At 36.4% G+C, this 12647-nt stretch carries 14 protein-coding genes and 2 pseudogenes; 7 read left to right on the plus strand and 9 right to left on the minus strand.

Translation table 11 applies throughout. From position 1 onward, the window contains the following. The 8 genes from FFR48_RS19120 to sufB all read right to left on the minus strand — a co-directional run. On the minus strand, positions 1-1172 hold a 1172-nt coding region (locus FFR48_RS19120), incomplete at its 3' end, for a CPBP family intramembrane metalloprotease domain-containing protein (RefSeq protein ID WP_137668471.1). 223 nt (positions 1173-1395) lie between these two features. Then, the gene (locus FFR48_RS19125; protein WP_096566663.1) at positions 1396-1647 is read right to left on the minus strand and encodes a hypothetical protein; all 252 of its coding nucleotides are present in this window, start codon (positions 1645-1647) and stop codon (positions 1396-1398) included. A gap of 194 nt (positions 1648-1841) precedes the next feature. Beyond that, positions 1842-2474, minus strand: a complete 633-nt coding sequence (locus FFR48_RS19130; protein ID WP_137668472.1) for a Uma2 family endonuclease — start codon at positions 2472-2474, stop codon at positions 1842-1844. A gap of 9 nt (positions 2475-2483) precedes the next feature. Next, complete coding sequence (locus tag FFR48_RS19135) at positions 2484-3083, minus strand: hypothetical protein (RefSeq protein WP_137668473.1); 600 nt, start codon at positions 3081-3083, stop codon at positions 2484-2486. Between the two features lie 100 nt (positions 3084-3183). After that, a complete protein-coding gene (locus FFR48_RS19140) occupies positions 3184-4449 on the minus strand; it encodes a cysteine desulfurase (protein ID WP_096566655.1) in 1266 nt (421 codons plus the stop codon). A 149-nt stretch (positions 4450-4598) separates the two neighbouring features. Further along, entirely contained in the window at positions 4599-5975 is a 1377-nt protein-coding gene (sufD, locus tag FFR48_RS19145) for a Fe-S cluster assembly protein SufD (protein WP_137668474.1), read from the minus strand. A 2-nt stretch (positions 5976-5977) separates the two neighbouring features. Further along, complete coding sequence (gene sufC, locus FFR48_RS19150; protein ID WP_137668475.1) at positions 5978-6763, minus strand: Fe-S cluster assembly ATPase SufC; 786 nt, start codon at positions 6761-6763, stop codon at positions 5978-5980. Between the two features lie 83 nt (positions 6764-6846). Continuing rightward, positions 6847-8286 (minus strand): Fe-S cluster assembly protein SufB, encoded by a 1440-nt coding sequence (gene sufB / locus FFR48_RS19155; protein WP_137668476.1) that lies wholly within the window; start codon positions 8284-8286, stop codon positions 6847-6849. Between the two features lie 229 nt (positions 8287-8515). Between sufB and sufR the strand changes: the two genes are divergently transcribed. From sufR to FFR48_RS19190, 7 genes and pseudogenes are all read left to right on the plus strand, one after another. Further along, a complete protein-coding gene (gene sufR / locus FFR48_RS19160; RefSeq protein WP_137668477.1) occupies positions 8516-9187 on the plus strand; it encodes an iron-sulfur cluster biosynthesis transcriptional regulator SufR in 672 nt (223 codons plus the stop codon). Between the two features lie 48 nt (positions 9188-9235). Then, positions 9236-9331: pseudogene (locus FFR48_RS30185) on the plus strand (type II toxin-antitoxin system HicB family antitoxin); the annotation flags it as partial. A 38-nt stretch (positions 9332-9369) separates the two neighbouring features. Further along, positions 9370-9609: a hypothetical protein gene (locus FFR48_RS19170; protein WP_137668478.1), complete on the plus strand. Its 240-nt coding sequence runs from the start codon at positions 9370-9372 to the stop codon at positions 9607-9609. Beyond that, on the plus strand, positions 9609-9998 hold the full coding sequence (locus FFR48_RS19175; protein WP_137668479.1) for a type II toxin-antitoxin system VapC family toxin: 390 nt from the start codon (positions 9609-9611) through the stop codon (positions 9996-9998). The genes FFR48_RS19170 and FFR48_RS19175 overlap by 1 nt, the downstream gene beginning before the upstream one ends. A gap of 153 nt (positions 9999-10151) precedes the next feature. Then, a complete protein-coding gene (locus FFR48_RS19180; RefSeq protein WP_137668480.1) occupies positions 10152-11570 on the plus strand; it encodes a serine/threonine protein kinase in 1419 nt (472 codons plus the stop codon). A 74-nt stretch (positions 11571-11644) separates the two neighbouring features. After that, a complete protein-coding gene (locus FFR48_RS19185) occupies positions 11645-11926 on the plus strand; it encodes a hypothetical protein (protein WP_137668481.1) in 282 nt (93 codons plus the stop codon). Next, positions 11911-12309 (plus strand): type II toxin-antitoxin system PemK/MazF family toxin, encoded by a 399-nt coding sequence (locus FFR48_RS19190; protein WP_137668482.1) that lies wholly within the window; start codon positions 11911-11913, stop codon positions 12307-12309. Before FFR48_RS19185 ends, FFR48_RS19190 begins: the two co-directional genes overlap by 16 nt. A gap of 63 nt (positions 12310-12372) precedes the next feature. On the opposite strand, the pseudogene FFR48_RS19195 reads toward FFR48_RS19190, so the two are convergent. After that, positions 12373-12647 (minus strand): annotated as a pseudogene (locus tag FFR48_RS19195) (hypothetical protein); the annotation flags it as partial.

Here is a 12647-nt window from a genome sequence, read left to right on the forward strand (position 1 = left end):
ACTATGGGTAAAGCTGTGCAGTAGCCACCCAGTCCCCAGAAAAACCAATTACTGAAAAACCGGAAGCGAAACCAATCTTCTGGTAAGGGAAAATAACGTTTAATAGAAAAATACAGCACTGAGAACGCACCCAAGGCAACCATTACATAACTCACCAAGACAGAAAAAGCCTGAACTCGCACATTATCCGAGGAACGGGAGATAGGGAGGAGGGTTAACAATTCAGGTATAAATAATTGTCCCATCAAGAAAAATCCCAGGACAAAAACCTGTAAAATTGTTTCCACATTCCAAGGAGTTGACCAAGGCTTTTGGGCATTTGTCGCTAAGATAGACTCTCTGCCCTTGAGTAAAAGCTGAATAATTAAAGCTATTAGTAAGATTAGACCAATAAAAGCTGTTAAGCTGGGAATAGTGGCGATTAAGGCTAATTTTAATACTGCATCGGTAGCGGCTGCTTGTTGTGCAGCCTGAACATCTGCTAAAGCAGCTTGACGTTGTTGCAGTTGGTAAAGCTGAGTTAAAGCCGTGGAGCGAAACCAACCTTCTAAATTTTTTTGTATCAGTGGTTGAGCATTTGGGAGTAGACGCGGCGGGTTACTCCATAGTCCACTGAGGACGTTAGCGGTGGCGGTAAATTCGGTTTCAGAGGGTTCTTGTACTTGACTCCAAGTTTTTTGGGCTTTATCTGTTTCCCCTTGCTGTGCTTGTAATATTCCTAAGCGTAAGTCTAATTCATCCCGCAATTTTTGCAGTTTGCTGATAGACTTCTCTAGCTCTTTTTGTTGTTGTTGGGGAGAGGTTTTGGTTTCCAGGGGTTCATTTGGTAGGGGTTTGGCAGGTGTGACAGCGGTAATATCTTGAGCGCGAAGCTTGTCCAGTTGGTTTTTGGTTTTATCCAAGTTTGTTTTTACAGACTCACGCGCCTCTAGATATTGCTTGGCTGCACTTTCTAGGGGTTTATCACCTACTATTGCTGCCCGAAGAGCTTGAAAACTCTCGTCGTTGCTATCTTCTGGTTGCCATGCTTGGGCTTGCAAGACAATATTCGTTTGGTACAGTTCCAAACGACTTTGAAACTGAGGTTTTTGCCAACTAGCAAATAAAGACAAGCCGGACAACATAATCGCTAACAATGTTAGCGCAGTTAACAGCAACCGTTTACGTGACATCTATCCCCCTTGAACTTACCTGTAGAGAGCGATCGCCCATTGGCAATTATAAGATAATCTGGCAGGTTGGAGGGGATAAGGGACTTCTAAATCAAAAAATATCTAAAAATATCTAATTTTTATGACAGCAGGGGTGAAGGGAATTGACACATAATTACCCCCGCATCTTGCGGGGGATTTGTGATCAAAAATGTCGTTTACCTTAGTTTAGTATGGAGTAGATTTACTGACCGGACATTTGTGGTGCTTTGTCTAGTCTCCAGGTGAAGTAGCTCTCTGGGTTGTTGTCAGGAACTATAAACCCAGTTGCTCCTCCTGATGTCTGAGGGGGTCTAGGAGAACTACTTTGTCCTTGTCCTTGTTGTCCTGGTATTTGTGGTATTTGTGGTATTTGTGGCATTTGTTGTTCTTGTCCTTGTCCTCCAACTAACAACTCTTGTGCATTTGTGGATAGTTCTTCCAGTAAATTAAACATTGAAATTTACCTCACTTACGTTATTGATTTAGTTAAGGGTTCTGTCCCATTTATTAATTGACAATAAGTGGTTTTTGAAGGTAATTCATGTGTCAGATGGCAGAATTTCTATTATGCCTTTTGGTTACTATAAGAGGTAGAGTATTATTGATACAGATAAAATCAATCTTTTGCTCGGTTTTTTGGATTAAGAACTAACCGATCTTCCCTCTCACCCAAGCACGGAAAGATTTTAACAAAGCAATTTCACCCATATTTTTACTCTGCTGAATGAATCTAGTCATATCACTAACAGAAATCACAGGAAAAGCAACACTAAAATTAATTTCAATATACTCGCCTTCTAACAATTGATAAAACCTCAAAACATCACCGTCATATCTCCAAAGTTCAGCCACACCTAACGCAGCGTAAATATTAAACTTATTTACAGAACTGCTAGTAATATCAATTTCAATTGCTAAATCTGGAGGAGGATCTGTTTCTAAATTTAAAGTTTCTTTACCTCTGATAGCTGGTTCATTTTGGATATAATAACAAGTATCTGGTTCAATGCCTTTTTTATTTATTTTACGTTTTAATGTAGTAGATCCAGCACTTATTAATTCTGTATCTAATACTTCAGCTAAAGCAAATATCAATCTATCAAATTGAATTTTTGGGTTTTCGTGTTCAAATAGTGGAGTCATAATTTCTAAAGTACCGCAGTCATAAGCAAAGCGAGAACCTCTATTTTCTCCTGTATCTTTGAGCAAGGATTCAAAGGTATCCCAACTAACGTCATATAAAACTGTTCTTTGTTCTGCGGGTGTTGATTGGAGAAGCATATACAATACCTATTCCATCACGATACTAGATAAAATACCTAAAATTTTACCGATATTATTAATATAATATTCGCTCAAGTCAATTTCTACCACTTGATTAATAAGTTTTAAAAATTTCCAGTTAGTTCCAGTAGTAACAGTTCCATAAATTGTTTGAATGTTATTACCTTCACGTTCATTAAATATTCTAGCAGCGATCATTTCTGCTACACATTGTCCTAAACCTGCATTAATATTTTCTTTTTTTGCTTCTACAATTGTCACCACAGGAGCATTAACAATTAATAATTCTGGGGAACGACTAATAATAAAATCACAATTACCATTTAATCCCTTTTCACTATCTACAGTAAAATCAATACCAGAAAATAGACTAATTTGATTTTTTAAATACTTTCTCACACTAATTAAAATCGGTGCAATAATCATTTCCGAGCGTGATTTTTCCGTATTACTTGCAAGTGCTAAAGGGACATTTTCTTGTAATAACTCTGCTAATAAAGCTGGACATTCAATTTCTGGAATAGAAGCAAAAATATTAACTTTATCTATAATAGTTAAAGCAAAGGATTTTCTAACTTTGTCTAGAGTAAATTCACTGTATGACATAACTATCTTCTCCAGAAGCAATTAATATTATCTCTGCTCCTCTGCGCCTCTGCGTGAGAAATAAAAAAGGTGGGCATTGCCCACCCAAAATATTATTTATCTATTCACCAAACACACTAGCAAAGAAATCTAAAGTTTCCTTCAAAGCTTTGATAAAAACATCAATTTCTTCACGGGTATTGTAAAAAGATAAACTGACTCGTGCAGTTCCCGCTAAACCTAAATGACGGTGTAAAGGTTGGGTACAATGATGTCCAGAACGAATAGCAACACCTTCTTGATCTAACAAAGTTGCTAAATCATTGGCGTGAACTTCGGAAGCTGTAAAAGCTGCTAAAGCGGCTCTACCTTCACCGTGAGCATCGGGTTTTGGTCCGTAGATTCTGATTTGAGGTATTTGGGCTAATTGATCGAATAAATAGGCTGTTAATTCCGCTTCATAAGCATGAATTTTATCCATACCAATGTTAGTTAAATAATCTATAGCTGCACCCAGGGCGATCGCCTCCCCAATAGCAGGTGTACCGGCTTCAAATTTGTGGGGTAATTCTGCATAGGTGGAATGGTCTAAATACACCTCTGCAATCATTTCTCCACCACCAAAAAATGGCGGCATTGCTTCTAATAATTCTAATTTCCCATATAAGAAACCAATACCAGTGGGAGCTAACATTTTATGTCCAGAAGCTACCAACCAATCACAGTCAATTTCTTGGACATTAATAGGAGTATGGGGGACACTTTGGCAAGCATCCATTAAGAATTTCGCACCGTATTGGTGAGCAATTTCAGCTATTTCTTTAACTGGGTTAATACAACCCAAGGTATTAGAAATATGAACTATAGAAACGAGTTTTGTTTTTTCGGAAATCAGTTTTTTAAACTGTTCAAAATCAAAGGTTTCTTCTGGAGTGAGTTCGACAAATTTTAAAACTGCACCTGTTTTTTGAGCGACAAATTGCCAAGGAACTATATTACTATGGTGTTCCATAACTGAGAGAATTATTTCGTCTCCCGGTTGTAAGTTGTTCATTCCCCAACTGTAAGCAACTAGGTTAATAGCTTCACTAGCGTTGCGTGTAAAAACAATTTCTTGGCGAGATTTGGCGTTAATAAAATTAGCTACTTTGTCTCTTGCTGCTTCGTAAGCGTCGGTAGCTTTGGCACTTAAATAATGTGCGCCGCGATGCACATTGGCGTTATATTGTTCGTAATAATCACGCCATGCGTTTAATACTGATAATGGTTTTTGGGAAGTTGCAGCGTTATCGAGGTAAACGAGGGGTTTACCGTGGACTTCTTGATGTAATATTGGGAAGTCTTGGCGAACTTTATCAGCGAGGGTTTTGGTAGAAGTGAATGTCATTTTTAATAAGTATTTCAGGAGTACAGAATAATTTCTAAATTTTAGAAATTCGACAATTCAACAGAAAATATAAAGTTCGTAGTAAGGACTTTAGTCCTTAAAATCTTTATGTTTGAGCGATGAATCGCTCACTACGAACTTACAATGCTTTACTTACTTGTGAGAGCGACGACTGTTTTTAACAGTTTTTCTCTCAATGATGAAACAGGAATTAAGTTAATAATTTCTGCTGCGAAGGCGTTAACTAATAGTTTGCGTGCGTCGGTTTCATCTATTCCGCGACTTTGCAAGTAGAAGATTTCATCGTCTTCCAATTGACTGACGGTTGCACCGTGAGCGCATTTAACGTTATCTGCGGTTATTTCTAGTTGGGGTTTGGTGTCAACTCTGGCTTTTGATGATAACAATAAGTTGCGGTTTAATTGTGCAGCGTCGGTTAATTGTGCGGGTTTGGGAACGAAAATTTTACCGTTAAATACTCCATGAGCGCGATCGCCTATAATGCACTTGTGTAGTTGTTTACTAACACCATGCGGATGATTTAAGGATATAGCACTGTGAGTATCAGCTAATTGTTTATCACCAATAACTGTTAAACCATTGAGTGTTGTTTCTGTTTGTTCTCCTGTTTGTAAAATCTCCAAATTATGACGGGAAATTTTACCACCAATTGTTACAGTATTACAAGTATAACGACTATACCGCGCTTGTATTACCGCAGTTTTGCCAATGTGAAAAGCAGCATTACTTTCTAACACAATTCTATTGTGATTAACCTGAGCATTTTCATTTACCCAGATTTCCGTCACACTATTATTAAAGTAAACTTGCTCCTCTTGTGGAACAGGCATCTTGCCTGTTAAATATTCTCCAATACCTGTAACATACTCTTCAATCAAACTCACCTGAGAATTACTTTCAGCTATTACCAAACAACGGGGTTGAGAAATAATAGCTGACTCACCAGCAACAGAAATAAATAACAGATGAATGGGATTTTCTACAACTACATTTTTACCAATCAAAACCACTGCGACATCATTTAAACCAGCAGTATTCAGAGCAGTAAAAACATCCCTTGTTCCCTCAGACTTGTCCTGAGCGAAGTAGAAGGGCTGTGCTAAATATTCCTGAGCAACATCATCATCTAAAACATCTAAATTACCAACCTTTAAACCAGCAGGTAAATTTTCAGTATCAGATAAATTCGCTGCAAAAACACCATTCACAAAAACCAAACGGTGAGCAACTTCAGGTAAAGCAAAATCATCTGGTAGGGACAATTCATGAATTGTCCCTACATTAAAACTTACCTCTTTGAGTGGAGATAAATCAGTAAAACGCCATTCTTCATCGCGGGTGTTGGGAATAACAGAATGACGTACCCACTTCACAGCATCATTCTTAATTTGTTGTACCCAACCGCTTTTTTCAGATGCAGAAACCTGATTTAATAAACCAGTTAAAAAAGCATCTCTGTCTAACAAAGAATCAGAAATAAAACTAGGAGAAACTTCAATAGTCATGATTACACACCTACACCTAAAGCTTCTTCCAACACCCAATCATAACCACGAGATTCTAACTCTAAAGCTAACTCTTTACCACCACTTCTAATAATGCGTCCTTGAGCCATTACATGAACAAAATCAGGGACAATATAATCAAGAAGACGCTGATAGTGAGTAATCATAATTGTGGCATTTTCAGCATTAGTTAACTGATTCACGCCATTAGCAACAATTTTCAGAGCATCAATATCTAAACCAGAATCAGTTTCATCCAAAATTGCTAACTTAGGTTCTAAAATAGCCATTTGCAGAATTTCATTCCGCTTTTTCTCACCACCAGAAAAACCCTCATTCACACTACGATTGAGAAAAGAAGGATTCATCTTCACAACTTCCAACTTTTCCTCAACCAAATCATCAAAATCGAAAGCGTCAACTTCTTCCAAACCTTGAGCTTTTCTCCGAGAATTATAAGCAACCCGTAAAAAATCCAAATTGCTCACACCGGGAATTTCCAAAGGATATTGAAAAGCCAAAAACACACCACTTCTAGCTCTTTCCTCCGCCTCCATTTCCAGTAAATTTTCACCTTGGAAAATCACCTCACCACCAGTCACAGAATAAGCAGGATGTCCCGCTAACACTTTAGAAAACGTACTCTTACCAGAACCATTTGGACCCATAATCGCGTGAACTTCACCAGCGCGAACCTCCAAATTTAACCCCTTTAAAATTTGAGTTCCATCAACATCAGCCTTCAAATCCTTAACAGACAAAATCAAATCACTATTTTCAATAATCATGTTCTCTCTCTCTTCTCTCTTCTTTCTTTGTGAACTTTGCGTACTTTGCGGTTCGTTTCAAAAAAAACCTCAAAGAAAACAGATTAACCAACACTACCTTCTAACTTCAAACTCAATAACTTATCAGCCTCAACAGCAAACTCCATAGGAAGCTGATTAAAAACATCCTTACAGAAACCGCTAATCATCATAGAAATAGCATCTTCTGCGGAAATACCACGTTGAGCAAAAAAGAATAATTGATCTTCACCAATCTTAGAAGTAGATGCTTCATGCTCAACCTTTCCAGTATTATTCTGAACTTGAATATAAGGAAAAGTATTAGCCTGTGCATTATCCCCAATTAACATCGAATCACATTGAGAATAATTTCTAGCACCCTTCGCAGTAGGATTAATCTTCACCAAACCCCGGTAACTATTACTTGATTTTCCAGCAGAAATACCTTTAGAAATAATTGTACTGCGAGTGTTTTTACCAATATGAATCATCTTAGTGCCAGTATCAGCTTGTTGCTTATGATTTGTTAATGCAACAGAGTAGAACTCACCCACAGAATTATCACCAACTAACACACAGCTAGGATATTTCCAAGTAATAGCAGAACCGGTTTCTACTTGAGTCCAAGAAATCTTAGAATTGACACCTTGACACAAACCGCGCTTAGTTACAAAGTTGTAAATTCCACCTTTACCATTTTCATCCCCAGCGTACCAGTTTTGCACGGTAGAATATTTAATTTCCGCATTATTTAAAGCTACCAATTCCACAACCGCAGCGTGTAATTGATTGCTGTCGTACATCGGTGCTGTACAACCTTCTAAATAGGAAACATAACTATCATCTTCGGCAATAATTAAGGTTCTTTCAAACTGTCCTGTATCACCGGAATTAATGCGGAAATAAGTTGATAATTCCATTGGTGATTTTACACCTTTGGGAATATAAACAAAAGAACCATCGCTGAATACTGCGGAATTTAAAGCCGCAAAATAATTATCAGCAATAGGTACAACACTACCCAGATATTTTTTTACTAATTCTGGATATTCCCGTAATGCTTCGGAAATAGAACAGAAAATAATGCCTTCTTTAGCGAGTTTTTCTTTATAAGTAGTCGCTACAGAAACACTGTCAAAAATTGCATCAACAGCAACATTAGTTAATCTTTTTTGTTCATTTAAAGGAATACCTAATTTCTCGAAGGTTTCCAATAAAGTGGGATCAACTTCATCCAAACTGTTGAGTTTTTCTTTCTTTTGTTTCGGTGCGGAATAATAAATGATATCCTGATAATTAATAGGTGGATAGGTGACATGAGGCCATGTAGGTTCGGTCATCTTCAACCATTGACGGTAAGCACGAAGACGAAATTCTAGCATAAATTCCGGTTCTTCTTTTTTAGCGGAAATTAAGCGAATAATGTCTTCATTTAGTCCACGAGGGATGGTGTCGGTTTCGATGTCGGTGACAAAACCGTACTTGTAAGGTTGGTTAACTAAGGTTTTGACGGATGCGCTCATCGGTTCTCTTGTGTTCTCTTTAAAGGATAGGCGACGGGTTCTATAAAGCTGATTCCCGTTTTTTGTTAGCGATCGCGAACAGGGCTGTTAGAATAGGTTTACACACTAAAACAACTCGGCTGTTGTTTAATCTAAATTTATTGTACGATAGATTAACAACAACAATGTTGTTTAAGTCAAATTTTTTTAGAGATTTTTTGAATTTTTGGAAATTTTTATTGGGACTAACATGGCCACTACCCAGCAGTCCTCTACTAAGCAGGATATACTAGAGTATCTTTTAAAACACTCACAAGCTACGGCTCTTGAACTTGCGGAAATATTAGAAGTTAGCCCCCAAGCGATTCGTCGCCATTTAAAGGATTTGGAGGCTGAAGAATTAGTGATATATTCTATACCGGAAAATTCTGGTATGGGTAGGCCTCAACATATATATAGTTTAAGTCAACGGGGCAGGGAACATTTACAAAAGAGTGTTAGCAGTGTCGGTGGTGGTTATGGAGAGTTTGCGGTTTCGCTGTTAGATACTTTAGCGGAAACTGTAGGGCGTGAGCAGGTAAAAACGATTTTACAAAAACAGTGGGAAAGAAAGGCGCTGGAATATCGGGAAAGGGTGGGTAATGGTTCTTTAAAGGAACGGGTTGCCGCTTTGGTGGAATTGCGAAAAGCTGAAGGTTTTATGGCTGAGTTTCACCCTATAGAATCAGATGCTAACGGTGGTGATAGGTTTTTATTTATGGAACACACCTGCGCTATTTCTAATGTGGCTGAGTCGTTTCCTAGTGTGTGTGGTCATGAGTTGGAAATGTTTGGAGCAATTTTACCAGATTGTAGTGTGGAAAGGACGCATTGGTTAATTCATGGTGAGCATCGTTGCGGGTATTTGATACAGAAAAGATAGGATGTTGAACGCAGATGAACGCGGATGAACACAGATGAGGAAAAAATTATGAAAAATAAAGAATTTTATGTGGTGATTGAAAGAGATGAAAATGGTATTGATATTGGTGAAGTTCCTCAACTTAAAGCCTGTTATATTCAGGGATAAACGATTGATTAACTATTACTATTATACATAAAAGTATGAACGCTCACAAAATAGAAATAACTTTAACTGAAGATGGAACTCTGACACTGCGGGGTTTACCATTTCAAGCAGGTGAAGCTGTGGAAGTGATTATTCTCGAAGCTAAACATTCAGATCAAAAAGTGTCAGTAAAACCACAATCAAATACCAATCTTTATCCATTGCAAAATACACAGCCATACTCTTATGAAGAACCTACAGAACCCGTTGGTTTAGAAGATTGGGAAGTTCTATAATGATTGTACTTGATACACATATCTGGGTTTGGTGGGTTCAGAACGATTCACGACTGACACAACAACAGAAACAATGGTTAAAAGATTATGAATCTGATGGTTTAGGAGTTAGTATTCTTTCTTGTTGGGAAGTAGCAAAATTAGTAGAGAAAAATAGACTCATTTTACCCTTAGATATTGATAAATGGCTAGAATTTGCTTTAGCTTATCCAGGAGTAAAATTATTAAATTTATCCTTACCAATAATTGTTGATTCAACTCAGTTAAACGGTTTTCATAGCGATCCGTTTGATCAACTTATTGTCGCTACTGCCAGATTTTATGATTGTTTTTTGTTAACTGCTGATGCTAAAATTCTTAACTATCCTCATGTGAAAACACTCAAGTAGTGAAGAAGTTTTTATTTCCTCGTTCCCAGTCTCCGACTGGGAATGCTATATAGAGGTTCTACCTCTTCAAATTAAAATAACATCACCACACTACCCAAATCATACCCGACTGTGCCAAAATGTACATAACTATATTTTAGGCATCTGTAATCTATGGTTTGGCAAAAAGGTGATAAATTACAGGGTGGGAGATACGTTATAGAAAAAGTCCTGGGAGAAGGTGGTTTCGGGATTACATATCAAGCACAACATACACTTTTAAAGCAGTGGGTAGTAATTAAAACGCCTAATGAAAGCCTAAAAAATGATTCAGAATACCCCAATTATGTGAAAAGATTTATTCAAGAAGGACGCAAATTAGCCAAACTTTCTCAACAACCACACCCGAATATTGTCCGTGTAAATGAGTTATTTGAAGAAGGTAAAACATATTATTTAGTAATGGATTTTGTGCCTGGTGAGAGTTTATTTAATTTAGTACAGAAACGGGGAGCATTACCAGAATTAGAAGCGGTAGGATATATCAAACAAATTGGAGAGGCTTTAATTTTTGTTCATCAACAGGGTTTAGTTCATCGGGATGCACACCCTGGTAATATTATGGTACAAAAAAATGGCAAAGCTGTATTAATTGACTTTGGTATTGCAGGGGAAATAATACCCCACGATGGATATTTTACTTCTCATCATCCTGCTAATATTACCTTTGCACCTTATGAACAAATGGGAGGAAATAGACAAGTAACGATAGATGTTTATACTTTAGCTGCTTCTTTATATTATGCAGTTACAGGTAAACGTCCTGAAAGTTCCCTGGATAGAAAATTGTATAATAAACCGTTAATTTCTCCTAATAAATATGTTTTTGGTATTAGTGATGGGTTGAATCTGGCAATACTTAAAGGTATGAATTTAGAAGCAGAATATCGTCCGCAATCTATGAGAGAATGGTTAAAGTTATTGCCTGATTTTAGTAATCAGGTTTATCAGATTAGTCAGAAAATAGAACATCAAACAATTAGGACAGAGAAAACTGTTCCTGTTATTGTAGGTGTTAATAACAAGGCTAAACTCAACAATATTAGTTTTAAGTTATTGAAATTAATGGGTATATGTTATTCAATGATGGGATTTTTATTAGCATCTTCTCCTTGGTATTATTCAGCTTTTGCTTGTTTCTTAGGTTTGAATTTGGCGTTTATCTCTGCTTTGATTTTAGTGTTAAATAAACCATTGCCTTATTTTTCATCAACTTGGTACATAGCTTTGCTTTTAAAGTTTGCTTTACAAATGGTTTTGAGTTTACCTTTGATTTTAGCTATGTTGGGACCTATTTATTTATCTATTGGATCAATTGAAGGTAAAGGAGAGGGTTCTATTGCCGGTTTAGCTGGTATTATTATTTTTTGTATTAATATTGTCTTGATTTTCATTTATGTTACAATTACTAAAAAATTCGAGAATTGTTTAAGTAGATGGAATCAATTTTTATTATTACTTGGCACATCTTGGTTAGGCTTATTTTTAGGCTGGTTAACCTATCAATTCCTCCCAATATTTCCAAATCGCTAAACCTTACATTTTTTATTATCTTATGATACAATATAATTGAGTTCCAAAAATATAACTACATAAATATAAAAAATATGAACAACCTATCAATTCAAGTGCAAACATTACAGGAAGCATGGGAAAAAGGTTTACAGCAAGGTTTAACCCTAGTTGCTGTAAATATGTTACGAGAAGGTATTGATTTAGATTTTATCGTTAAACTAACTGGATTGCCATTAGAAGTAGTTAAAAATTTACAAGCTGTTGATATAGATGATGATAAAACATTAGTTAAAGATTTTTTAGAAATGAGTGAATCATCATTAGATAAAGTTTGGCTTGATCCAGAGGAAGACGAAGCATGGAAGGATCTATAGAACATTTAATTAAAGGTGATGTTATATCTGTTCCTTTTCCTTTCTCTGATACATCTACCACTAAGAAACGTCCAGCTTTAGTTATAACTGAATCGGACAATAATAATATTATAATTTGTCCTATCACCAGTAAACCAGGTCGAGATTATGAAATTAAGTTAGAAGATCAAGATTTTAGAGTTGGTAAATTGAATTTAAGTCCTTGCTATATTCGCCCTAATATTATTGCGACGGTTGATAAAAGTAACGTAATTCGGTACATTGGAAAAATCAAAGATGAGAAAATTCATCAAGTGATTAGTACAATTATTGAAATTATAGAAAAGCCATCATCACCACCACCAGTATCAAAAGCTTGGGAAAGAGGTAAAAAACCAAAATGATGAAATACCCATATCCCCGACTTCTTGGATAAACTATTGAAGTAAGAAGTTTGGTATCTTAAACTACTTACGATTAAACCAATTTTCCCCACCTGGTAACTGTATTAAAACTTCCGCGATCACTTTCGGTAAAGTTTTCGCCGAATGTTCATAAGTCAAAGTTAAAAATTGACAACCTTTTGCTACCAACTCCGGTTTATCAATCATTTCCTCTAATTGAAATTGATTATATGCACCATTTAAAACCTCATCACTTGCATCAGCAATAGCTTTCTCTATAACCTCCTCTAAAATTAAATCTTCCCATTCATCAACATTAATATAATAGGATTTTTTAT

Source organism: Sphaerospermopsis reniformis, assembly GCF_005402885.1.
GTDB classification, from domain to species: domain Bacteria; phylum Cyanobacteriota; class Cyanobacteriia; order Cyanobacteriales; family Nostocaceae; genus Sphaerospermopsis; species Sphaerospermopsis kisseleviana.

Excerpts from the sequence above, each read along its gene's own strand:
- FFR48_RS19125 (WP_096566663.1), bottom strand. The coding sequence starts at position 1,647 with ATGTTTAATTTACTGGAAGAACTATCCACAAATGCACAAGAGTTGTTA.
- FFR48_RS19130 (WP_137668472.1), bottom strand. The coding sequence starts at position 2,474 with ATGCTTCTCCAATCAACACCCGCAGAACAAAGAACAGTTTTATATGAC.
- FFR48_RS19135 (WP_137668473.1), bottom strand. The coding sequence starts at position 3,083 with ATGTCATACAGTGAATTTACTCTAGACAAAGTTAGAAAATCCTTTGCT.
- FFR48_RS19140 (WP_096566655.1), bottom strand. The coding sequence starts at position 4,449 with ATGACATTCACTTCTACCAAAACCCTCGCTGATAAAGTTCGCCAAGAC.
- sufD (WP_137668474.1), bottom strand. The coding sequence starts at position 5,975 with ATGACTATTGAAGTTTCTCCTAGTTTTATTTCTGATTCTTTGTTAGAC.
- sufC (WP_137668475.1), bottom strand. The coding sequence starts at position 6,763 with ATGATTATTGAAAATAGTGATTTGATTTTGTCTGTTAAGGATTTGAAG.
- sufB (WP_137668476.1), bottom strand. The coding sequence starts at position 8,286 with ATGAGCGCATCCGTCAAAACCTTAGTTAACCAACCTTACAAGTACGGT.
- sufR (WP_137668477.1), top strand. The coding sequence starts at position 8,516 with ATGGCCACTACCCAGCAGTCCTCTACTAAGCAGGATATACTAGAGTAT.
- FFR48_RS19170 (WP_137668478.1), top strand. The coding sequence starts at position 9,370 with ATGAACGCTCACAAAATAGAAATAACTTTAACTGAAGATGGAACTCTG.
- FFR48_RS19175 (WP_137668479.1), top strand. The coding sequence starts at position 9,609 with ATGATTGTACTTGATACACATATCTGGGTTTGGTGGGTTCAGAACGAT.
- FFR48_RS19180 (WP_137668480.1), top strand. The coding sequence starts at position 10,152 with ATGGTTTGGCAAAAAGGTGATAAATTACAGGGTGGGAGATACGTTATA.
- FFR48_RS19185 (WP_137668481.1), top strand. The coding sequence starts at position 11,645 with ATGAACAACCTATCAATTCAAGTGCAAACATTACAGGAAGCATGGGAA.
- FFR48_RS19190 (WP_137668482.1), top strand. The coding sequence starts at position 11,911 with ATGGAAGGATCTATAGAACATTTAATTAAAGGTGATGTTATATCTGTT.